Source organism: Nostoc sp. JL31, assembly GCF_017114965.1.
Classification (GTDB): domain Bacteria; phylum Cyanobacteriota; class Cyanobacteriia; order Cyanobacteriales; family Nostocaceae; genus Nostoc; species Nostoc punctiforme_A.
Window position 1 is genome coordinate 46,414 of the sequence record NZ_JABXKO010000042.1, and the last position, 23,043, is coordinate 69,456.

Consider the following 23,043-nt stretch of genomic DNA (forward strand, 5'->3'; position numbering starts at 1 on the left):
AACACATAAGGGACTTCCAAATAAAAAAATGTCCCCAAAGTAACGCAAAAACCCTCTCTATTTCTCCTCTCTCTGTGTTCTCTGTGTCTCTGTGGTAGCCTGCGGCAAGCCTCTCCGCGTCTACGTTTATTTGGATAATTTTTTCTTGGAAGCCCCTAAGTTTATGAGTCCACAGCAACCATTAGAAGATAACCATGTAAACAGCGAGCGCTCCCTGAAACAATTAGCTTGGGCGATTGAATCCTCCGTGGGACAGTTTAAGCTGATTTTGGCACGGTGTAATTATGCTAGCTTGCGCGATCGCTTAATCTCCAGACTGCAAGAAATTTGTCAAGTTGAAATTCGTGTCTTGACGGTGCAGCAATCGAACAGGACTCTTTATACTGCCATTCAGGAAGAATTCGGCGCAGAAACACCAGCCTGTGTGATGGTTGTGGGTTTGGAATCAGTGCAGAATTTGCCTGTGATGTTAACTTCTGCAAATCAGGTGCGGGAAGAGTTTCGCAAGAATTTTGCTTTTCCCCTAGTGTTGTGGATTGACGATGAAATCTACAAGCACCTAATACAGCTGGCGCCAGATTTGGAAAGTTGGGCAACTACAAGGAATTTTGCCATATCAACACAGGAATTAGTAGATTTTATCATCCAAACTGCTAATCGATTGTTTAGTGATAACTTAAAATTTAGTGCTGATGTATATATCAAATTGGAAAATGAGTTAGAAGCGGCGCAAAGATATTTACTCAAAAAGCCAGATTTTTATAATTTAGAAATTCAAGCTAATTTAGAATCTTTGTTAGGTTTTATCAAACAGATAAATAATCAAAAAGATTCGGCGTTAGAGCATTATCACAAAGCCGATCATCTCTGGCAGCAAAGTCATAATTTACAACGACAGGCAAAAATCCTCAGTGAGATTGGCTTTTGTTATTATTTAAAAGCTTTTAAACATCAAGATATCAATCATCCAGATTGGCAAGCAACTTGGCATTATGTCCAAGAGTATATAAATTTTATTAGCAGATTGAGAAGTCCAGATTTAATTGCTACTTCAGTAGTTAAATTCGGTAATATCTTGCGAGACTTGCAAAAGTGGGAAACCTTGCAGAGTCTTTCCGAACAAGCTTTAGTAATCCATCAAAATAACAACCAGCCAAGAGAATTAGCCAAGGATTATGGTTTTTTAGCCGAGGTAGCTTTTGCTCAAAAAAACTGGGTCAAAGCAAATCAGCTTGTTCAGCAAGCCTTAAAGGTTTTTTCTACAATTCCAAATCTGGAATCACCAAATACATCAGGGATTTTATCTGAGATTCAAGAAAGAGATTTAAAATCAAAAGATTTAAGCTTATATCAGTTTATTTTAGGTCGTTCTCAATATCAACTAGGTCAAATTCAACAGGCAACTCTCAGCTTAGAAACTGCTAGGGATGTGAGTAATCCCCTAGAAGATATCAGGCTTTTCTTGAATATTCTCAGGTTTTTACAGCAGCTTTACTTTGAGCAGAAAGAATATCTCAAAGCATACAAAATCAAACAGCAACGGCGTTCAATTGAACAGCAATTTGGCTTGCGGGCTTTTATTGGTGCGGGTAAGTTAGAAGCTACAAAACAGGCATTTGTAGAGACATTGCGCTCAAACTCTCCCCAAGGAAATATTGCCCCAGAAATTGCTGCATCTGGTCGCCTCTTGGATGTAGAACGTTTAATTGAACGCATGGGTCGCCCTGATTATAAGTTGATAGTAATTCATGGGCAATCGGGTGTAGGCAAAAGTTCCCTGGTGAATGCAGGACTGATACCTGCTTTAAAGAATAAAACCATAGGTACTCAAGATTATTTGCCAGTGGTAATGCGCGTTTACACCAACTGGGTGGAAGAGTTGGGGAGGCTTTTGGCAGGAACTGGAGAATGGGGAGAGTTAGAACCTCAACTTTCAACTTCTGAACTCGGAACTTCAGCCTCTGAACTCGGCACTTTTACCTCCGAACTTAGAACTTCTACCTCTGAACTTAGAACTTGGACCTTTGAACTCGAAACTTCGACCTTTGAACTCGGAACTTCTACCTCTAAACTCGAAACTTCGACCTTTGAACTCGGAACTTCTACCTCTAAACTCGGAACTTCGACTTCCAATACTCAAAATCCCCACTCCCTTCTCTCCCAACTCCGCAAAAACGAACAGTGCAACCTCCGCACAGTGCTAATTTTTGATCAATTTGAGGAATTTTTCTTTGTTTACACCGAACCTGCACAAAGGAAGCAATTCTTTGAGTTTCTGGGAGAGTGTTTGAATGTTCTATCGGTGAAAGTTATCTTATCGCTGCGGGTGGATTACATTCATTACTTGCTAGAGTGCAATGATTTGTCCAGTCTCAAGATTATTGGCAATGACATTCTCAGTAATAATGTGCTTTACAAGTTGGGGAACTTCTCACCTGCTGATGCGAAGTCAATTATTCAGCGTTTAACTGAAAATACTAGTTTTCATTTAGAACCTGCTTTAGTTGAACAACTGGTACAAGATTTAGCCGGAGAATTGGGTGAAGTTCGTCCCATTGAGTTGCAGGTTGTGGGGGCGCAACTGCAAACGGAGAATATTACAACTCTGGCAGAATATCGGCAACGCGGTACTAAGGACGAATTGGTTAAGCGTTATTTGCATGAAGTTGTTAATGATTGCGGTGAAGAAAATCAGCAAGCAGCAGAATTCTTGTTGTATTTGCTGACCGATGAAAAAGGAACTCGCCCTCTGAAGACTCGCGCCCAGTTGGAACGCGATTTGCTCCCGTACTTTTCGGAGATTCCCCCAACCCCGCTTAAAAAACAGGGCTTTATTCTTTCTATTCCTTTTTTAAAGCGATCGCCGCAGGCGGGGGGATCAAAAGCTAGGGAGAAACAAGCTTCTGAAATCAGTAAATTAGATTTAGTGTTAGAAATTTTTGTCCAATCCGGCTTAGTGGTTTTGTTACCAGAAAACCCCGCCGACCGTTATCAACTGGTACATGACTACATCGCCACTTTTATCCGCCAGCAACAGGAACCGAAATTAAAGCAGGTGATGGCGGAACTGGAAAAGGAACGAGAACAAAGAAAACTGAGTGAAGCAAAACTGAATAACTTTCTCAAACGTGCCCTTTTTAGTTCCGTGGCCGCAGGTTTAGGATTTGCTGGATTGGCAGTGGTAACATTCCAGTGGGCAGTAGAGGCAAATGTTCATCTAATTAACGCCATCAATAATTCTTCTGAAGCCTTTTTTGCCTCTGGACAACATCCAGATGCTTTAATAACAGCTTTGAGGGCAAGTAACAAACTCAAGCATACAATTTGGGCACAGCATAGAAGCGATACCCGAATGCAAACCGTGGCAACTTTACAGCAGGCGGTTTACTTAAAGCCAAATGAGCCAAAAGAAAATCGTGCGATCGAGGTGAATACTTTAGAAGGTCATAGCGATGGGGTCAATAGTGTCGCCTACAGCCCCGATGGACAACACTTAGCTTCTGCTAGTAGTGACAAGACGATCAAAATCTGGGATGTCAGCAGTGGTCAACTCCTCAAATCTCTGACTGGTCATCGCGATGCGGTCAGTAGCGTCGCCTACAGCCCCAATAGACAACAGTTAGCTTCTGCTAGTTTTGACAAGACGATCAAAATCTGGGATGTCAGCAGTGGTAAACTCCTCAAATCCCTAACTGGTCATAGCAGTGGGGTCATAAGCATCGCCTACAGCCCCAATGGACAACAGTTAGCTTCTGCTAGTTTTGACAAGACGATCAAAATCTGGGATGTCAGCAGTGGTAAACTCCTCAAATCCCTAACTGGTCATAGCAGTGGGGTCATAAGCATCGCCTACAGCCCCAATGGACAACAGTTAGCTTCTGCTAGTTTTGACAAGACGATCAAAATCTGGGATGTCAGCAGTGGTAAACTTCTCAAAACCCTGACTGGTCATAGCAGTGGGGTCAATAGCGTTGCCTACAGCCCCAATGGACAACAGTTAGCTTCTGCTAGTGGTGACAAAACGATCAAAATCTGGGATGTCAGCAGTGATAAACCCCTCAAAACCCTGACTGGTCATAGCGATGGGATCAAGAGCGTCGCCTACAGCCCCAATGGACAACAATTAGCTTCTGCTAGTTTTGACAAGACGATCAAAATCTGGGATGTCAGCAGTGATAAACTTCTCAAAACCCTGACTGGTAATAGCGTCGCCTACAGCCCCAATGGACAACAGTTAGCTTCTGCTAGTGATGACAAAACGATCAAAATCTGGGATGTCAGCAATGGTAAACTCCTTAAGACTCTGACTGGTCATCGCGATGCGGTCAATAGCATTGCCTACAGCCCCAATGGACAACAGTTAGCTTCTGCTAGTGATGACAAAACGATCAAAATCTGGGATGTCAGCAATGGTAAATTCCTCAAATCCCTTACTGGTCATAGCAATTATGTCAGTAGCGTCGCCTACAGCCCCAATGGACAACAGTTAGCTTCTGCTAGTTGGGACAACACCATCAAAATCTGGGATGTCAGCAATGGTAAATTCCTCAAATCCCTTACTGGTCATAGCAATTATGTCAGTAGCGTCGCCTACAGCCCCAATGGACAACAGTTAGCTTCTGCTAGTTGGGACAACACCATCAAAATCTGGGATGTCAGCAATGGTAAATTCCTCAAATCCCTTACTGGTCATAGCAATTATGTCAGTAGCGTCGCCTACAGCCCCAATGGACAACAGTTAGCTTCTGCTAGTTGGGACAACACCATCAAAATTTGGGATGTCAGCAATGGTAAACTCCTCAAATCCCTTACTGGTCATCGCGATGCGGTCAATAGCATTGCCTACAGTCCCAATGGACAGCAGTTAGCTTCTGCTAGTTTTGACAACACCATCAAAATCTGGGATGTCAGCAGTGGTCAACTCTCCGAAACCCTTACTGGCCATAGCAGTTATGTCAATAGCATTGCTTACAGTCCCAATGGACGACAGTTAGCTTCTGCTAGTCTTGACAACACCATCAAAATCTGGGATGTCAGTAGTAGTCAACTTCTCAAATCCCTGTCTAGTCGCAGAGAGGTCATTAGCGTAGCCTATAATCCCAATGGCCAACAGTTAGCTTCTGCTAGTGCTGACAACACTATCAAAATTTGGGATGTCAACAGTGGTCAACTACTCAAATCCTTGACTGGTCATCGCGATGCGGTCAATAGCATCGCCTTCAGCCCCAATGGACAACAGTTAGCTTCTGCTAGTAAAGACAAAACAATAATTTTATGGGATTTGGATTTCGATAATTTATTAGACAGTGGTTGCAACTTGTTGAATAATTACTTCATTGGCCATCCAGAAGTGTTAGAAGAGTTGCAATCATGCCAAACTCCATCTCGTTTGGCGCAAGGGGCGACAATGTTAGTTATCCAAGGTGAAAAGTTAGCGCGAAATGATGATATTAGTGGCGCTGTTGAAAAGTTTCACAAAGCACAGCAGTGGGATAATAAATTAAAGTTTGATTCCCAGGCGAAAGCAAAAGAGTTGGCAAATCAAGGCAAGACAGACCTAACCCCCAGCCCCTTCCCTGCGAGGGAAGGGGAGTAAGATTCAAAGCCTCTCTCCTCTTAGGAGAGAGGTTTGGAGAGAGGTCAGAGGTGTTGCATCCAACTGAGAACTGCTAGATAATCACAAGGTGGAAGGATGGCATACAGCGATTTTAGTCTCGCCAAGGTGAAAAAGAGTTTTGATTTAACACTCGATGAAACTCGGAATTTATTTGTTGATACAAAACCTGTTACACCATCAGAAACACTCAGAACGATTTTAATAGATTACATTCCTTTAGCAACTGCAATTTCAACCGAAAAAGCCAGATCGGAGTTTTTAATTGCACCAATCCTCGCAGAGGTCAGACGATTATTAAATAATAAAATCTCGCTGTTCTCTGGAAATGAATTTAATGTTGATGCGACTCAAGGCTTGCAAGGCTTTTGCGATTACATCATCAGCAATTCTCAGGAACAATTATTTATTTCTGCTCCGGTAATGTTTATTTTTGAAGCAAAAAAAGAAGATATTATCGGTGGTTTGGGTCAATGTGTAGCGGCAATGATTGCAGCACAGTTGTTCAATCAAAATCAAGGCAATGAAGTTGGGCGGATTTATGGCTCGGTTACTAGTGGAACTAACTGGAAGTTTTTATTTTTAGAAGGGACAACTGTTTATATAGATTTGACTGAGTACTATATTAAAGAAGTTGATAAAATTTTGGGTATTTTATTGCAACCTTTTCAACCTGTTTTAACTGCTGTTTGAATATACAGCAGGTACTGATGTAACTTACCTGGGCAAGGTTAAAAATTTGCTAAAAAATAAGAAAAGTTAAAAAACTCGTCCACCATTACCACTATTCAATTTATATGAGTCTATTTTGTCTAGTTCACGGTGCTTTCCAAGCCACCTGGTGTTGGGATTTGCTAATTCCCTACTTAGAAACACAGGGTAACAAAACTGTAGCAATGGATTTACCAATTGAAAATGAATCTGCTACTTTGTCCCAACTTGCAGATGTAGTAATTCAAGCACTGCCAAAAACTGATGATGATATTGTGCTAGTCGGTCACTCAATGGCTGGTACTATAATTCCCTTGGTTGCAGAAGCGGTAAAAGTGCGTCAACTAGTGTTTGTGGCAGCGCTACTTCCATATCCCGGAGTCAGTACACTCGACCAATTTTCTCATCGTCTCGATTCTGACACGCTCAAATCATTCTATTACCAACCAAAAGACCCAAGTAAACTCCAACAGTTCTACGATGAGCCTGATATGTATGAACCAGCTTCCGTAGGCAAAGATTATTCAGACGAAGCAGTATTAAGGGAGTTTTTCTTTCATGATTGTCAACCAGATGTAACACAGTGGGCAATCTCGAAAAGTCGTTCGCAACAATCTATGGCATATATATTTGAAACCAATCCTCTAAAAGCTTTGCCAAATGTTGAGCGTAAATATATTGTTTGTACCAACGATCGAATAATATCTCCTACATGGTCACGCTACGCCGCACGCAAGCGTTTAGGAGTCGATGCCATTGAGCTAGTTTCTGGACATTGCCCACATCTGTCTCATCCTGACCTTCTTGCCTCAATATTAACTAGTGATTAATTGTTTGAGCAATCAAAAATCTTTTGCCCAAGTGGACTATCTTACTGGTGCGTTGGCGCAGCCCGCCGTAGGTATCGCTCATAATAAATGAAGCCCCATAGATATAAGAGAGGTTAAAGATGCTAAATGCGATTGAGTTTCAAGCAAAGATTCAAAATGGTTTAATTCATATTCCTGATGAGTACAAACAAGAACTTGGTGAAGGAGATGATATTAAAGTAATCGTTTTGATGACGAAAAAATCATCTAAAAAAAGAGACATAATTGATGAATTAACAGAAAATCCTATTCAAGTCGATGGTGTATTCAGCCGTGAGGAAATTTATAACCGATAATTATGAGTTCTGGTGCATTTTTTATTGATACGAATGTTTGGCTTTATCGTTTATTTGACGATAACAAGATGGAGGTTGCAGAAAGAACAAGAAAGCGTAATATAGCGTTTCCTAGTCTGCTGAGGTACAAATCTCTGCGTACCTCTGCGCTTTACTTTGCGTCCCTTTGCGTTTCAAAATATTATCTGTACCTGACATAACAGGGAATCGCTATATTGCTATTGCAATTACAGAAGCTGAAGGAATCATCATTAGTACACAAGTTGTGAATGAGGTTGCTGCCAATTTGCTCAAAAAAGCAGCCTTTAACGAAGGGCAAATTAAAGCTGTGATTCAGTCGCTTTATCGCCGCTGTACTGTCGTAGAGTTCAATCTGACTATTTTTGAATCTGCATCAGATATCCGCAGTCGATATAATTTTTCTTTTTGGGATAGTCTAATTATTTCTTGTGCGCTATCCGCAAGAGCAAGTATTCTCTATTCTGAAAATATGCAAGATGGGTTAGTAGTCGCTGATCAATTAGAGATTGTGAATCCATTTAAAAAAGGCTAGAAGCCGCATTTAAGCTGTCTCTAGCCTTTATTTACTGAATGGGCAGTACCAGACTCGAACTGATGACATCCTGCTTGTAAGGCAGGCGCTCTACCAACTGAGCTAACCGCCCGTTTGACTAATTCTTAACTAATATAGCAAAACATTTCGCATTGCGCTACTAGTTTCAAGAAAATCTTTTTTTCTCTTATACTGACTCAGTATTCAGTTATTCAGCACTGGCTCAACGCCCCGCTATCGCTAACAGGATTTAGGATGCCCTCTGGTCGAACGCACGATCGCATTACTATGTACGCTCTACCATTCGTGGCGGGCGTTACTTTCTGGCAGACTCGCAGTAGCAGTGCGACTTTGTTGGTTGCAGGCGGGTTTATATTTGGCGGGCTGATGTTTGGCCCCGATTTGGATATTTACTCTGTGCAATTCCAACGCTGGGGTTTCTTGCGCTGGATTTGGCTACCTTATCAAAAAAGTCTGCGGCATCGTTCTTTTTTATCCCACGGGCCGATTATTGGCACGATTTTGCGGATACTTTATCTGGGGTGTTTGCTTGCTATTTTGGCAATTTTTGTTTTGGCGATCGCTCAAAGGTTTTGGAATCTGAGTTTTAGTTGGCAGGAATTGTGGGGAATTGTGGGGCGATCGCTCCTGCAATACGATACTGAATATATCGCTCTGTTTTTGGGGCTGGAACTCGGTGCGATGAGTCATTCTCTTAGCGATTGGGGCGGTTCGGCTTATAAGCGCGTGCGAAAGCAGGGGGTTCGGGGGTTGCTTCCTAGTGGCAAAATTAAGAGGCGGAAAGTGATCAGGGGTGGTAGTCGTCGTCCGAGAGTAAAGAAATAATTTTTTTAAACGCTTTAGGTAGCTAAGGGAAGCGCAGAGGTATGGAAAAGCAAGAAGAGACTTTGGCGGCGTTGCAGGAGTTGATTGAGGTGGTGGCGAAGTTGCGTGAGCCTGATGGTGGTTGTCCTTGGGATTTGGCTCAAACTGCCGAAACTTTGACGCCTTATGTGATTGAGGAAGCTTATGAGGTGGTGGATGCGATTAAGAGTGGGGATCAGGGTGCGATCGCAGAGGAGTTAGGCGATTTATTATTACAGGTGGTATTACAAGCCCAAATCGCTAGCGAAGCGGGGCAATTTTCTCTCAAGGAAATCACTCAGGGGATTTCCCAAAAGTTGATTCGCCGTCATCCTCATGTGTTTGGTGATGTGTCGGTGGCCAGTGTGGATGAGGTGCGGCAAAATTGGGAACAAATCAAAGCTGCGGAAAAGGGCGAAGCATCTCCAGACGCGCAAAAATTTAGTGCTAAACTCGCTCGTTATGGACGTACTCTTCCCCCACTGACGGCGGCGATGAAGATTTCTCAAAAGGCTGCGGCGATCGGGTTTGAATGGGAAAATATTCAGGGTGTCTGGGATAAGTTTCATGAGGAGTTAGGAGAATTCCAGCAAGCTTTAGCTGAGGAAACACCCGAACGGCAAGAAGCAGAATTAGGCGATTTACTATTTGCAGTTATTCAGCTAGCGCGTTGGCATAATCTTGACCCCAGCAACGCTTTACAAGGCACAAATCAACGCTTTGTCCAGCGATTAGAAAAAATGGAGGCGGTTGTTGACCGTCCCCTTTCTGATTACAGTTTGAATGAATTAGAAAACTTGTGGCAACAGGCAAAAGCTCAACTGGCGAAAGAAGGGAATGGGGAATAGGGAATGGGGAATGGGGAATTGGGCATGGGGCATGGGGCATTGGGCATGGGGCATGGGGCATGGGGCATGGGGCATGGGGCATGGAGAAGAGACAAGGTAGACAAGGAAGAGGGGGGAGACAAGGGAAAGACTTGTTCAATAATTCCCCCTTGTCCCCTTGTCTCCTCTGCCCCTCTGCTCCTCTGCTCGTTTCTTCAAGATTTTTCAGCATTAAACCACTTATCATATAGCGATTGATAAGTGCCATTTTCTTTAAGACTCAGCAGAGCCTGATTAATTGGTTTGCGGTAGGGACTGTTGTTGGGCAGAATGATACCATAGCTTTCTTCACGCAAGATACTGCCAACAATCTGTACTTTCCCTTTGCCTTCATTGGCAGCATAGAAGAGGAGTACAGGCGCATCAAATACTACGGCATCAGCTTTTTTTGTTTGCAGAGCATTGTAAGCTTGCTCAATCTTGGTAACTTCTAAAACTGAAATCTTATGTTCTCGCAGGTATGTGGCGGCTGTACTACCCGCAGTTGTGGCTACTACCTTGCCGGGTAAATCGTCTATACTCCTGATATCGCCCTGAAGTTGTTGCACTGTCAATGAGGTAGTCGCGCTGGCTGTAAAGTAGGCGGCAAAAAGTACTCCGATGAACATCCAAACAATACCTACTAACCGTCCCATTACTCCTTTGGGCATTTCGTCAGCTTGGGTTGCTAATGTGGCAGCTGCCCACCAACAGGCTTTGAAAATGCCAGGAAAGTATGATTTAGGAATCATCCCATCTTGGTGATGACGCTCAGATAACCAAATAATGTGGGCTGCTACCACAATTAGTACTAGGGCAACGCCTATTACCTGCAAGAGGCTAGTAGAGAAAAACAATTGCAAAATATTTGGGAAGGCACTGCTGTTGCTCTCTGGGTTTCTCACCATAATTTGCAGCCCCCCAGAAAAAATCGGTAAGGAGAAATCAAAATTCTGCTCGCGTTCGGCTGTAATTGAGATGGCTGAAATCCCCAAGTTGGCTTTGCTTTCTTTAATAGCCGAAAGCAGTTGCGGCACACTGGAATATTCAATAAATTTAGACTCTACACCTATTTGGTTAGTGATGTTGCGCCAGAGGTCGATACTGAACCCTGATAGCTCACTTTTGTTTGATAGCACAAAAGGCGGTATAACTCGTGTAGCTACTAATAACGGTTGTTGGAGTTGTGGTTTTTGGGCCATTCCTGGGGAAGACATTAACAACAATGCCAGAATTCCACCTATTAATCCTATGCAGGTATACAGTGCTAAGGAACGCTTGGTTTTGTTTTTCGGGTCATATCTGCCAATTGGGTTGTTTTTCCCAGCTATAAGTTGGCGAAATCTCCTAAAGATCGCATTTATCATCAGAATTCTCTCAGGATTGTGTGCATAATCTATTTATCATGCCCACCCCATACCAAATATCACGTTCATAATCCCCCTAATACCAATTTTTTTCAGATTTAGCGGGACTGGGGATTGGGAAGTATAGATAAACCTCGCCTGAAGTAGGTGGTAATGTTGCTGTAAGCATCAGGCCCAATACTTGTCGGTTAAAAGGGAATGGTAAAGGGGAAAGAAAAAACCTTTAACCCAAACCTAAAAGTTGAATAAATCTATAGTAATTATTTGTTTTCTCTAATGAATCTATATTGTTAGTTTCTATATACTAATGTTGAGACTTTTAGACAAAAAAATCTAAGACTTATATTGCATTGATATCAACCTCATAATACTTCCTTTTTTTCGCTACATAGTAAGTTACATTTTGTCAAAACAAATTAAAATTAGATGCCTTTCCCCTGGCACCAGGTCCCCCTTAAGCTATAAAAATATAATATTTGCTGAAATCTACCTATTATGTTTCTTGCTGTACAACACTCTAGGTAGATTTATTGATGAATTTTTTATTTTATGATGGTAGTTAGAGGTTAAGAACTGTATTGTGTCTAGATTCACTTTGTAGAACTTGCCTTGTCAAGACAAACCTCTATCTTTTGAGCAATAGTTTTGAGATCAGCTTTGAGCGTACATTTGAGTTTATATTTAGCCTGATGATGTTTATTCTGGCGTGCGCTTCTTAGTCTTAGCAAAGTGAGCAATATGAATGTAGACGATTTTAGTCAACAAGTAGAGACATTGCGCTCACGGGTCACGGGATTAGTGCAAAGGACTACAAGTGAGCCGTATTTACAGCATGAGCTAACAGCAGAAGCTTTTGAGGAACTTCAAATTACTTTAGAAGAACTAAAAATCGCCTCCGAGGAACTACAAGCAACACGAATCGTAATAGAGAAGGAGCGTCAGCGCTACCATGAATTATTTCATTTTGCGCCTGATGGTTACTTGGTAACTGATACATTCGGCATTATCCTGGAAGCTAACCATGCTGCTATTATACACCTCAATGTTTCACAGCGATTTTTGATTGGCAAACCGCTTCTTACTTTCATCGCCCAGTCAGATCATCAAGCTTTTTTTAATTACCTAACTCAGTTGCAGCAGCTCGACCGAGGCGGGGAATGGGAAGTGTGTTTACAACCACGAGAAAAAATCTGTTTTTATGTTGCATTGACAGTAGTTACCGTCCGTGACGAAAAAGGTAAGGCAGTTGCTCTGCGCTGGCTAATGCGTGACATTACCCAGCGTAAGCTTTTAGAGTTGCAGCGCGAGCAGTTATTTGCCAATGAGCAAGCTGCCCGAATCGCAGCCCAAGCCGCAGAAAAGCGCTCTAATTTTTTGGCTGAAGCAAGTCGTGTTTTGGTATCTTCCTTAGATTATCGCACTACCCTAACTAGCCTCGCGCAATTAGCAGTGCCTACCCTTGCTGATTGGTGTATTGTGGATGTCGTCGAAAATAATTTGCCAGTCTTCACTAACCCAGTTATCGCTGCATCTGAACCAGCGAAGGAAGAACTGATACGAGAACTCCAACAATGCTATCCAATTCCTGTTGATGCTGATTATGGACCACCGAAGGTTTTACGGACTGGTAAGCCGGAACTGGTGACAAACATTCTTGAGTCTTCATTACAGAAAAAGTCCTCAAACGAGGAACACTTTAGTCTGCTGCGCCAACTCCAAGTTAAGTCTCAGATGGTAGTACCATTGTTAGTACGCGAACGCAAGCTGGGGACAATTCTATTTGCCTCTGCACAACCAGGACGCCATTACACTACTGTAGACCTAGAAATGGCTGAAGAAATTGCTCAACGAGCAGCATTCGCCATTGACAATGCCCGTCTTTATCGGCAAGCCCAAGAAGCTAACCGCATCAAGGAAGAATTTTTAGCGATCGTTTCCCACAAACTTCGTACACCTCTCAATTCTATGCTGGGTTGGGTTCAAGTAATACGTACTCGTAAATGGGACGAAGCAACTACCTGTAAGGCATTAGAGACAATCGAGCGGAATGCCAAACTTCAAAGAAAACTGATTGAAGATATCCTGGATGTCTCACGCATTGTACAAGGACTAATTCGCCTAAATATCCGTAAAATTGACCTTGTGCCGATAATTCAAGCGGCAATTGAAGTTGTACATCCCACATCTGAAATTAAGGATATTCAAGTTGAATTTAATCTTGACTGTTCAGTTAGTCAAGTTATGGGTGATGCCGAACGTCTGCAACAAGTTGTCTGGAATTTGCTCTCTAATGCCGTCAAGTTCACACCTAACGGAGGGCGAGTTGAAGTACATCTGGAACAGGTAAACTCAAATGTCCAGATAACTGTCTCTGACACAGGTAAGGGAATTAGCGCTGACTTTCTACCTTATATTTTTGAGCGCTTCCGTCAAGCTGATAGTACAACTACTAGAGTAGACAATAGTTTAGGGCTGGGGCTAACAATTGTACACCATTTAGTAGAAATGCACTCAGGCACAGTCTCCGCATTTAGTGAAGGGGAAGGAAGGGGAGCGAAATTTACAGTGTCGTTACCTTTATTAGAGCCGCAACCAGAGCAGTTAATTAAAGAGAGTAAAAAAAAAGTCGATAACCTCTCAATACTCAACGGCTTGCAAATACTTGTTGTAGATGACAATGCCGATACGCGGGAGTTAATCGTCTTCATTCTTGAAGAGTCTGGAGGGCAAGTGGCGGCAGCTAGCTCAGTATGTGAAGCTCTGGAAGCACTAGAAGAATTAAAACCAGATGTTCTAGTCAGTGATATCGGAATGCCTGATGAGGATGGTTATTCCCTGATTCGGAAAGTGCGGGCGCAGGAAGCAGAGCAAGGGGAGAAGATTCTAGCTATAGCACTAACGGCATTTGCTAGAGAAGAAGAACACAGGCTAGCTCTGCAAGCTGGATTCCAAGTTCATGTATCCAAGCCAATTGAGCCAGAAGAGTTGGTGACAGTGGTAGCGAACCTTACCAAACGTAGTAAATAAGTTTAATGCACAATTAAGCTTTTGGTAGCAAATGCGAACCCCGAATCAACAATTGCGTACTCCGAAATAGCAATTGCGTACCCCGAAATAGCAATTGCGTACCCCGAAATAGCAATTGCGTACTCCGAAATAGCAATTGCGTACCCCGAAATAGCAATTGCGTACCCCGAAATAGCAAATGCGTACCCCGAAATAGCAAATGCGATTACCCCACCCTAACCCTCCCCTTGCAAAGGGGAGGGAACTAGATTTCCGGTTTCCCGCCTTTGCAAGGGGGGATTAAGGGGGGTAATTCGATTTGTGTGTACACCGTAGCCTTGGTCAGGGGAGGGGTTGAGGTTGGGGTAAAACGCCTGTGGAATAAGCGTTTTAACTTAAGTTGATACGTATGGACAATGCCATGCACCTACGATAAATGTATATATATCAGGGTTTTCGTGAATTGGTATGATTTATAATTTGCATTAAAAAAAGAGGCAGTTACTAACTACCTCCTGACAAATTAAAGCTTGGATGGGCTGAGAAATGCTTTCACAGCAGCCTAGAAACTTTGCTAGCTGCGGCTCAAAAACATAATCAAGACCACTCCCAGGATAATCGATCCACCGCCAAGGATGAATGACCAGAAGCGATGATAACTGTTGACAATGGTGCCATTTTCACTCTGGAGTTGAATTAAATCCATCCAAGGCGCAACACCTCGACGGAACCAACCCACAGCCCCAACTAGTTCGCCAATCAAGCTTTGGACTCGCTTCATCCCAAACAAAAAATTGCCGATAGGGCCAAAGCGTGAGGCGTAATGTAAATAAAGCATTCCGCTACGATCTTGAATTTTTAAATCGGAACCAAATTTATAACCAGCGTCGCCACGACCAATAAGTTGACCTTCAAGTTTTGCAGGTTGTCCACGTAACGGGCTGGCATAAGGGTCTGACATCAGGGTGAGAATATCGGTTTCTGGTGCTTGCTTGTAGTCGGGAAACATCACCAAGGCTTTGACCACAATTCCAATCCCTAAGCCAATAAGTGGCACACCCATTACCAAACCTGTGTTTGGCGAACTTGACAACAAAATTACACCTATTACCAAGCCAACTAAGAAACCAATTGTTTCAGCGCCGTATAGTACAACATCTAAAAAGAAGTTGCCGTAAAGCCTACTTTTATTAAGAGTTTTTCCTTCTCCAATAACTCGCCCCATATCAAACTCAGTCGGTAAACCCAATTGTTCGGCGTAGTTGCTTAACGCACGAACTCGCTTACCTGTCAATGGGTGAGTGGAATTTAACTCCATCCACCAGCCCCAAGGGTTAAACATATCCCACAGAAAGACGCGACCAACTTTTTGAGTATCGGATGCAATGCGGTAAGCGGTTCCTGTGGAAGCGGCGGCTTTATGATCATAGATACCCAAGGCGCGAGTCCCTTCAATTAAACGGCTGGGTTCTTGTGTGCGCGAACCTTCTTCTAAAATTCCGTAGGCAATCTTCACTAAAGCGCGGGATAATCCATTGGGATTACCCGTACTTTCGGCTGCAAAGTGGTCGGCAAAGTATTCTCGTGTGCGAGAGAGGTACAGCACTAGATAAGTACCGACGACATAAAACACGTAAGCAACTAGGGCCGCAGTTTGCATCGCATCTTTGATTTTGCTATCGCCACCACCACGCCCAAATCTTCTAGCTGTGCTGTAAATCAAGTAACAAATTTGCACTAAGGTAGAAGCTACTGTCATCACTGCAAAATCCCAGTGGACGATGTGCCCCAATTCGTGAGCGTAAACGGTAGCAATTTCATCGTCATCGAGGTATGTGAAAAGTCCCTGACTGACGACTAGACGGGCGCTGTTCGGCAATGAGCCATAAGTAAAAGCCGTAGGGTTTTGGTCGTTAATAATTCCCAAACGGGGCGTTTTCAGCTTTTTCTGGTTACAGACTTGGCGAATAACTTTAGCTGTTTCTGGACTGAGGGTTTCAACTTCTGCCAACTCTACCCAGCGAGTTTGGTAAAGCTAGCCTTGAGTTAAGTCCATGATGAATGGAGATATGAAAAAGGCGGCGATATTAAAAACTAGGGTAATACCAATAGCGATCGCTAATCCTTGGAGTGGATTATCGTTACCCAAAATAAATACTAAGCTTAAACCTAAAGCCAACACCATGCCAAAGAGCAAGGTCATGGTGACACCAGAAGCTAACGCCAAACTACCACCCACTCCCCCCATTGCTAATTTCATCCCAGTGGTAACGGCACGACCAGCTTTTTGGCTAGCTTTAGGTGGCGTTTGGCGGAAGGATTGACTAGCTTGTTCTGCCCAACTGCGAGCCTGTGGATTTTCACTCATGATTAACTTTTGACACAGCGCCTTGGCTTTTTCGGTTTCGCCTGTGGCTTGATAAGCTTTCATCAGCCACATCTGTGCTGAAAGATAATCTGAAGAATTGTGTTCAACAGAATCGCAGCAGAATTGTTCGAGTAATTCAACCGCTTCTTGATAACGTTTTTGGTTTAAGGCATTTAATGCAGATTGCAATGACATAGGATCTCCCTACTGAAGGAGTGGTATTTGATCTATCAATACTCAATAGATCCAGTGATCGTCACTGCAATTTCGTAAAAATTTAAATAATGACAGTATAAAATATCTACTTAAGTAAAAGACTAGAGAAACATATATTGCTATGTCTCTCTAGCCTGGGGAACGCATAAATCATGTTTAAGATTTTCAAATAAAAACGGTAATAATACTTATAATATTTTTGCTGCGGTAAACTTACTACCTCTTTGTCCGGGTTTGATATTTAAAGAATAATGTTTTTAAGCCAGTCTTGCTTCACCCGATTAGAGTAATTATTGATTACCCAAATGGTTCACCCGATTGGAGGAAGACGAATGATGAACATAACCTGAGATTGATAAGATGAGGAAAAGGTAAAGATTTCTACTATGACTATTTTTGATATAGCTTCTCCCCTAATTGCGATCGCCGGACAAACTCGCCAAGCTGCAAGTAAGCTAGCGATTCTCTCTACTGAAACAAAAAATCAGGCGATTGAAGCGATCGCACAAGCTTTAGAATCAGCTAGAGATGAAATTTTACAAGCAAATATTGCTGATTGTAAAGCTGCTACTGCCGAAGGGATTTCCCAACCACTTTATAAGCGCTTACAGTTGGATGAACATAAATTAAGAGATGTGATCGTTGGGGTACGAGATGTAGGTAAGCTAGACGATCCTATTGGTAAAATCCAAATTCACCGCGAACTTGACACTGGCTTAATTCTCAAACGAATTACTTGTCCTTTAGGTGTTTTGGGAATTATTTTTGAAGCCCGTCCAGAGGCGGCGATTCAAATTGCTTCTTTAGCAATCAAATCGGGAAATGGTGTAATCCTCAAATGTGGAAAGGAAGCTGTCCGTTCTTGTGAAGCGATAGTTAAGGCAATTAAACAGGGATTATCTCAAACTGCTGTTAATCCAGATGCGGTACAGTTGCTCACAACTAGAGAAGAAACTCTAGAACTTTTGAAGTTAGATAAATATGTAGATTTAATTATCCCTAGAGGTTCTAATTCCTTTGTCAGATTTGTGCAGGAAAATACGCGCATTCCGGTACTAGGTCACGCTGACGGTATTTGTCATCTTTATATAGATAAAACCGCCGATATTTCGAAAGCAGTTCCGATTACTGTCGATGCTAAAGCGCAATATCCTGCTGTTTGTAATGCGATTGAAACTTTGCTAGTTCACCAATCAATTGCTACAGAATTTTTACCAAAAGTTGCTGAGGCTTTGCAAGAACGCCATGTGGAATTAAGAGGCGATAAACGCACCTTGAAAATTTTACCTAACATTGTAGCTGCAACAGAGATAGACTGGGAAACAGAATATAGCGATTTTATTTTGTCCATAAAGATTGTAGACTCTATAGAAGATGCGATCGCTCATATTAACGAATATGGTTCTCGCCATACTGACGCGATTATCTCTGAAGATTCAGCATCTGTTGAAACTTTCTTTGGACTAGTAAATTCAGCTAATATATTCCACAATTGTTCTACCAGATTTGCTGATGGCTTCCGCTATGGTTTTGGTGCAGAAGTAGGAATTAGTACACAACAAATGCCTCCCCGCGGCCCCGTTGGTTTAGAAGGATTAGTCACATACAAATATCAAATGACTGGCGATGGACATATTGTAGCTACTTACACTGGGGCGAATGCTAAAGCTTTTACTCATCAGGATTTAGTGTAAAATATCAACAAAAGTATATGCTCTAGTAACGCTAGAAATACACCGATTTATCCGGTGTATTTTTTATGTTAATAGTTTGTCTGAGTTATCAAAAGTTTTAATTGGGCCATGCCATCGATGATCGTTTAAGAAAACCTCGTTAAAAGCTCCATTAGTGTATCGACTAATTACCTTACCCCAAAAAGCTTGTGCGCCTAAGTTCAAAGCAGTCTGCCGTACCTCCCAATTGCCAGGAAACTTGTTGAAAATGTGAATAGCTACCTGTTTCCCAATACCCTGACTTCGATACCTCTTGAGGATAAAGAACTCGGCAATAGACATAGCATGGTTATCTTGATGAAGGTAGATATGCTGATTAACAAGTACAAACCCTGCCAGTTTCTCATCAACTTTAATCAGAAATGGGTGTCGTTTAGGTTCTGTCCAATAGTAATCAAGATATCGATAGCCAAATAAGCCGCAGGCATCTACATCTTTAGCTTCTATCTCACTTAAGTCATACTGGTATAGTTCCATTAAATTACACAGCACTGACTTTTGTTGTTGAGTAGCTTTTATCACTTCGATTTTCATAAAGCATCTACGATACTGAAACTAAAACATAATGAGCGCCAACTATTTGAACAATATCTCACATCCTAATTAGGAAGCATTGGACTCGATGTCAGATGACAACGTTGATTATTCTGAATATTCCATTATTAAACGATGAGTTTTTCGAGAAGGCAATGTTGAAATTGCCAGGAACTCAAGCACAGAAATTAATTCAGATTGATCCAGAATCATAGCTTGGTTTCAATTCCAGGGTGTCGAATACAAAACCCTCATAAATTCTGTCTTGCGTCAACATATTAAATCTTTGAGATGAAGCGATCGCTTCAAGAATCTTGACTCGAAAGGGTTAGTTCTGGAGTTAACATTAACCTATCAAGCCAGTTACAAAAAAATAGATTTGGCATGAGTAGCAAAATATCCAAGGTCGGTATTATTGGTGCAGGTAATGTGGGTGCAAATGTAGCAAATGATTTAGTGCTACTTGGTAAATGTGTAACAGTCGTCCTTTTTGACCGAACTTTATCAAAAGCTGAGGGGCAAGCATGGGATATTGAAGACACCATTCCCCTACTTAAAGACATGGAGATTATACCATCAAATCAGTATGAAGATTTAGCGGATTCTGATATTATTGTCGTGACTGTTGGGGTGCAGCAAAAAGAAGGACAAAGCCGATTAGATATATTGAGCGATAATGCAGAAATCATGCGTTCAACAATAAAAGAATTGGATCGAGTTGCACCGAATTCAATCGTACTTATCGTTAGCAATCCAGTGGATATACTAACACGGATTGCGATCGCCAATTCCACTAGAGCAGAAAACCTAATTTTCGGTTCAGGAACCGTTCTTGATACTGCTAGACTGAGATATCAACTTGGTAAGCGACTGAACGTTAGTAAACAAGACGTTCATGTTTATGTGATTGGAGAGCATGGAGACAGTGAATTTGTCGTTTGGTCTAGTGCATTTATTGGGGGAATTTTGTTAGCTGAATTCCCCATACCACAAGGAGCAACGCTGGAACAAATTCAGCAAGAGTATGCAGAGTTAACCCGTAAGCGAGGTTATAACATTTCTGAACGTAAGGGAAATACTAGCTATGGCATATCAATAGTAGTTTGTCAGTTAGTTGATACCATCCTGCGGGATGAAAAGCAGATATTTCCAGTATCGGTGAGAGCAGATTCTAACTATGGAGTTGGTAGTGAAGTTGTTCTTGGACTTCCATGTATCATTAGTTCCCAAGGTATTGAGCGCCAACTGGTGTTACCAAGAAATCCTCATGAACAACGCTTATTAGAAGAGTCAGCCACCAAACTGAATGAAGCCTACAATTCTTTGGATAATTAAAATCAACTCAAATAGTCTGTTTAAAAACGTCCTTTTTTGAATGTTAAACTAACGCTTTCAGTAAAGCCTGAAGTTTAAGTTGCACCTCAGCAAACTCCTTGTCAGGATCGGAGCCAGCCACGATACCAGCACCAGCATACAATCTTGCGCGATCGCCATTAATTAATGCTGAACGAATTCCCACAATAAACTCACAGTTCCCTTGAGAATCTATCCAACCTAAAGGTGCAGCATATAAACCCCTCTCAAAGCTTTCGTAACGACGAATTTCGGCACAAGCTACATCTTGTGATGCACCCGCAACGGCTGGCGTAGGATGCAATTGTCCGACAATCTTTAATGGATGGATGTTAGTAGGAACTATCGCACTTATAGGTGTCCATAAATGCTGGATATTCGATAATTGTCGCAGCCGTGGTGCTAATATTTGAGGTGATAAACCTAGCTGGGATAGACGTTGAGTTATAAAATTAAGTACTAGCGAATGTTCATGCTTTTCTTTTTCACTATTTAGTAAGCGATTGGCATTAGCTGCATCTTCAGCAGGGGTTTTACCTCGTGGTGCAGAACCAGCTAAAGCATCAGTGATTAACTGTTGATTATTAATACTAATTAATCTTTCTGGACTTGCACCAATAAAATTTTGTCCTTTGCCATTACTTGTAGAAAAGATATAACAATTAGGATGGTTTTGTCTAAGATTATTTAAGGATTTAACTAAGCTAAAGTTGTTACTTGATTTTACATCTAATATATCTGCTAGGACAATCTTACTTAAATGAGTAGACTGAATTTTTTCCAAAACAGATACTACTGAACGTTTAAATTGGGCAGAGTTTGTGATAGATTTTTTATATAAGTTTTTAGGAAAATAATCAATATTAGCAGAGTATTTTTCTAAAGCTTGGAGAAATTGAATTTTATTTTGCACATTCTCCAACAATCTTGCAATATTTACATTTGGATTGATAATTAGATTTGTTACTAATACGCAACGCTGATTTTTTACGGCTACTTGCCAACGTGGAAGAAAAATGGTAGCAGATGGAAATGGATAATCTACTTGGGCATTTTTATCAAAAAAGCTGAAATAACAAAAAAAGTGAGGACCAGAAAAAGGTTGGTTTGCGTTACCAAAATTAATTATATTTTTTAGACAAGATTTGATAAAATATTCTGCTTGATTAAAACGGTCTGAGCCATCAATCTGTAATTTTGCTACAGCATCAATTGCTGCGATCGCTTCTCCTTTAACTCTGTCCTCAAAGTAAAAATTTATTTCATTTGCTTGTGTAAGTTTATCCAATACAAGTAAAGGATCAACTAAATCAATTTCTTGGGAGATACTGACAATTTGTCTGCAATTATTTTTGACGCACTTTTCTTGCACTGCTACCAGAAATTGATATAAATCTTTGTGCTCTACAAAGAAGTTGCTACGACATGGTGAAACTGTCATGGATTTAACGATAGTAAATTTTTTTAAGTTAACTTCCTAAAGTGTAATTAATCGTGGTCGTATTTTTACAGGTAACATATTAAGTTGCCATTTCACCAGCGTAGGGTTTGCCTGATTCGTGGTGTTCTCAGACTATGATAAGACAGTTTCAGTCTTAGATTGCAACGTGAGGTTGAGTGTTAACAACACAAAGTTAACAAGTCATAGTAAAAGTGACAGTTGTTTGTATATCAGCCATATCTAGCGTCTCTTTAAATCATAAAATCTAAAGTGTGAGTAATATTCCGGTACTTTAATTAATCACAACTGATGACTACCAAGCAAATTTTATATCCCAACACCAAGTTATGGATGGCAGCTATTAAACCACCAATGTATAGCGTTGCCATTATGCCCATTTGGGTAGGAACAGCAGTAGCATTTGCCGAAACTAAAATTTTCAATAGTGTAGTATTTTCTACTTTTGTAGCTTCGGCAATCTTAATTCTTGCCTGGGAAAATATCAGTAATGATGTCTTTGATTCCGAAACAGGTATCGATAAAAATAAGCACCATTCTCTGGTGAACTTAACAGGCAATAAGCCATTAATATTTTGGATAGGAAATTTGTGTTTAGGTTTGGGATTGCTGGGCATACTAGCGATCGCGTTTTGGCAACATGACCTAACTGTTATCGGTATAATACTGCTGTGCTGCGGTTTAGGCTACACGTACCAAGGGCCTCCCTTTCGCTTAGGATATCAGGGTTTAGGCGAGATTATTTGCTTTTTTGCCTTTGGCCCCTTAGCAGTGGAGGCAGCATATTATAGCCAAACCCAAACTTGGTCAATAACGAGTTTAGCAGCCTCAGTGATTGTCGGGATTGCCACAACCTTAATTTTATTTTGCTCACACTTTCACCAAGTTAAGGATGACATCGCCGCAGGAAAGCGATCGCCGATCGTCCGTCTCGGAACCCAAAGAGGGGCCCAAGTCCTAGTTTGGTTCACTGCGAGCATTTATCCCCTCACCTTGCTATTTGTGCTATTGGGAATTTCTCCAGTTTGGACGTTACTGAGTTGGGTAAGTTTACCCTTCGCTGTCAAATTATGTCGCCACGTCCAACAAAATCACAACCAGCCCGACAAAGTTAGTAACTGTAAATTCATCGCCGTAGCCGTGCATTTCTGGGCTTGCTTGCTGTTCGGCTTAGGATTTATTCTTTAGTTGGGCATGGGGCATTGGGCATTGAAACAGAGGGAAAATAACTAAT

General features: G+C 41.7%; 16 protein-coding genes and 1 tRNA gene. 11 read left to right on the forward strand and 6 right to left on the reverse strand.

Translation table 11 applies throughout. The features are described from left to right. The first annotated feature begins 163 nt into the window (after positions 1–163). From HWQ43_RS09670 to HWQ43_RS09690, 5 genes are all read left to right on the forward strand, one after another. The gene (locus tag HWQ43_RS09670; protein WP_292732442.1) at positions 164–5,596 is read left to right on the forward strand and encodes a ribosome assembly protein 4; all 5,433 of its coding nucleotides are present in this window, start codon (positions 164–166) and stop codon (positions 5,594–5,596) included. Between the two features lie 96 nt (positions 5,597–5,692). Next, a complete protein-coding gene (locus tag HWQ43_RS09675; RefSeq protein ID WP_292732444.1) occupies positions 5,693–6,307 on the forward strand; it encodes a hypothetical protein in 615 nt (204 codons plus the stop codon). A gap of 104 nt (positions 6,308–6,411) precedes the next feature. After that, complete coding sequence (locus HWQ43_RS09680; protein WP_292732445.1) at positions 6,412–7,155, forward strand: alpha/beta hydrolase; 744 nt, start codon at positions 6,412–6,414, stop codon at positions 7,153–7,155. 119 nt (positions 7,156–7,274) lie between these two features. Continuing rightward, entirely contained in the window at positions 7,275–7,490 is a 216-nt protein-coding gene (locus tag HWQ43_RS09685; protein WP_292732447.1) for a hypothetical protein, read from the forward strand. Positions 7,491–7,656: 166 nt separating this feature from the next. Next, positions 7,657–8,043 carry a PIN domain-containing protein gene (locus tag HWQ43_RS09690; RefSeq protein WP_292732449.1) on the forward strand — a complete coding sequence of 129 codons (387 nt, stop codon included), beginning with the start codon at positions 7,657–7,659 and terminating at the stop codon, positions 8,041–8,043. Positions 8,044–8,082: 39 nt separating this feature from the next. On the opposite strand, the gene HWQ43_RS09695 is transcribed toward HWQ43_RS09690, so the two are convergent. Next, positions 8,083–8,155 (reverse strand) — tRNA-Val (locus HWQ43_RS09695). A 143-nt stretch (positions 8,156–8,298) separates the two neighbouring features. Between HWQ43_RS09695 and HWQ43_RS09700 the strand changes: the two genes are divergently transcribed. Both HWQ43_RS09700 and mazG read left to right on the forward strand, forming a co-directional pair. Then, a complete protein-coding gene (locus tag HWQ43_RS09700) occupies positions 8,299–8,889 on the forward strand; it encodes a metal-binding protein (protein WP_292732451.1) in 591 nt (196 codons plus the stop codon). 41 nt (positions 8,890–8,930) lie between these two features. Next, positions 8,931–9,755 (forward strand): nucleoside triphosphate pyrophosphohydrolase, encoded by an 825-nt coding sequence (mazG, locus tag HWQ43_RS09705; RefSeq protein ID WP_292732453.1) that lies wholly within the window; start codon positions 8,931–8,933, stop codon positions 9,753–9,755. Between the two features lie 194 nt (positions 9,756–9,949). Here mazG and HWQ43_RS09710 read toward each other — a convergent pair whose 3' ends face one another. Further along, positions 9,950–11,140: a transporter substrate-binding domain-containing protein gene (locus HWQ43_RS09710; RefSeq protein WP_292732455.1), complete on the reverse strand. Its 1,191-nt coding sequence runs from the start codon at positions 11,138–11,140 to the stop codon at positions 9,950–9,952. A gap of 738 nt (positions 11,141–11,878) precedes the next feature. Here HWQ43_RS09710 and HWQ43_RS09715 point away from each other — a divergent pair. After that, positions 11,879–14,167 (forward strand): ATP-binding protein, encoded by a 2,289-nt coding sequence (locus tag HWQ43_RS09715; protein WP_292732457.1) that lies wholly within the window; start codon positions 11,879–11,881, stop codon positions 14,165–14,167. A gap of 553 nt (positions 14,168–14,720) precedes the next feature. Here the strand turns inward: HWQ43_RS09715 and HWQ43_RS09720 are convergent. Next, entirely contained in the window at positions 14,721–16,157 is a 1,437-nt protein-coding gene (locus tag HWQ43_RS09720) for a M48 family metalloprotease (protein WP_292732459.1), read from the reverse strand. A gap of 24 nt (positions 16,158–16,181) precedes the next feature. Next, complete coding sequence (locus HWQ43_RS09725; protein ID WP_292732462.1) at positions 16,182–16,709, reverse strand: tetratricopeptide repeat protein; 528 nt, start codon at positions 16,707–16,709, stop codon at positions 16,182–16,184. A gap of 407 nt (positions 16,710–17,116) precedes the next feature. Between HWQ43_RS09725 and HWQ43_RS09730 the strand changes: the two genes are divergently transcribed. Then, positions 17,117–18,424 carry a glutamate-5-semialdehyde dehydrogenase gene (locus HWQ43_RS09730; RefSeq protein WP_292732464.1) on the forward strand — a complete coding sequence of 436 codons (1,308 nt, stop codon included), beginning with the start codon at positions 17,117–17,119 and terminating at the stop codon, positions 18,422–18,424. Positions 18,425–18,487: 63 nt separating this feature from the next. On the opposite strand, the gene HWQ43_RS09735 is transcribed toward HWQ43_RS09730, so the two are convergent. Then, positions 18,488–18,997, reverse strand: coding sequence for a GNAT family N-acetyltransferase (locus HWQ43_RS09735; RefSeq protein ID WP_292732466.1), 510 nt, complete (start codon positions 18,995–18,997; stop codon positions 18,488–18,490). A gap of 384 nt (positions 18,998–19,381) precedes the next feature. Between HWQ43_RS09735 and HWQ43_RS09740 the strand changes: the two genes are divergently transcribed. Continuing rightward, complete coding sequence (locus tag HWQ43_RS09740; RefSeq protein ID WP_292732468.1) at positions 19,382–20,332, forward strand: L-lactate dehydrogenase; 951 nt, start codon at positions 19,382–19,384, stop codon at positions 20,330–20,332. Positions 20,333–20,375: 43 nt separating this feature from the next. Here HWQ43_RS09740 and HWQ43_RS09745 read toward each other — a convergent pair whose 3' ends face one another. After that, positions 20,376–21,791, reverse strand: coding sequence for an isochorismate synthase MenF (locus HWQ43_RS09745; protein ID WP_292732470.1), 1,416 nt, complete (start codon positions 21,789–21,791; stop codon positions 20,376–20,378). Between the two features lie 309 nt (positions 21,792–22,100). Between HWQ43_RS09745 and menA the strand changes: the two genes are divergently transcribed. After that, entirely contained in the window at positions 22,101–22,997 is an 897-nt protein-coding gene (menA, locus tag HWQ43_RS09750; protein ID WP_292732472.1) for a 2-carboxy-1,4-naphthoquinone phytyltransferase, read from the forward strand. Positions 22,998–23,043: the final 46 nt, after the last annotated feature.

What these genes read in the sequence shown, in the direction of transcription:
- mazG (WP_292732453.1), top strand. Translation starts at nt 8,931, where the DNA reads ATGGAAAAGCAAGAAGAGACTTTGGCGGCGTTGCAGGAGTTGATTGAG.
- HWQ43_RS09670 (WP_292732442.1), top strand. Translation starts at nt 164, where the DNA reads ATGAGTCCACAGCAACCATTAGAAGATAACCATGTAAACAGCGAGCGC.
- HWQ43_RS09745 (WP_292732470.1), bottom strand. Translation starts at nt 21,791, where the DNA reads ATGACAGTTTCACCATGTCGTAGCAACTTCTTTGTAGAGCACAAAGAT.
- HWQ43_RS09725 (WP_292732462.1), bottom strand. Translation starts at nt 16,709, where the DNA reads ATGTCATTGCAATCTGCATTAAATGCCTTAAACCAAAAACGTTATCAA.
- HWQ43_RS09675 (WP_292732444.1), top strand. Translation starts at nt 5,693, where the DNA reads ATGGCATACAGCGATTTTAGTCTCGCCAAGGTGAAAAAGAGTTTTGAT.
- HWQ43_RS09730 (WP_292732464.1), top strand. Translation starts at nt 17,117, where the DNA reads ATGACTATTTTTGATATAGCTTCTCCCCTAATTGCGATCGCCGGACAA.
- HWQ43_RS09715 (WP_292732457.1), top strand. Translation starts at nt 11,879, where the DNA reads ATGAATGTAGACGATTTTAGTCAACAAGTAGAGACATTGCGCTCACGG.
- HWQ43_RS09685 (WP_292732447.1), top strand. Translation starts at nt 7,275, where the DNA reads ATGCTAAATGCGATTGAGTTTCAAGCAAAGATTCAAAATGGTTTAATT.
- HWQ43_RS09710 (WP_292732455.1), bottom strand. Translation starts at nt 11,140, where the DNA reads ATGATAAATGCGATCTTTAGGAGATTTCGCCAACTTATAGCTGGGAAA.
- HWQ43_RS09740 (WP_292732468.1), top strand. Translation starts at nt 19,382, where the DNA reads ATGAGTAGCAAAATATCCAAGGTCGGTATTATTGGTGCAGGTAATGTG.
- HWQ43_RS09680 (WP_292732445.1), top strand. Translation starts at nt 6,412, where the DNA reads ATGAGTCTATTTTGTCTAGTTCACGGTGCTTTCCAAGCCACCTGGTGT.
- HWQ43_RS09700 (WP_292732451.1), top strand. Translation starts at nt 8,299, where the DNA reads ATGCCCTCTGGTCGAACGCACGATCGCATTACTATGTACGCTCTACCA.
- HWQ43_RS09735 (WP_292732466.1), bottom strand. Translation starts at nt 18,997, where the DNA reads ATGAAAATCGAAGTGATAAAAGCTACTCAACAACAAAAGTCAGTGCTG.
- menA (WP_292732472.1), top strand. Translation starts at nt 22,101, where the DNA reads ATGACTACCAAGCAAATTTTATATCCCAACACCAAGTTATGGATGGCA.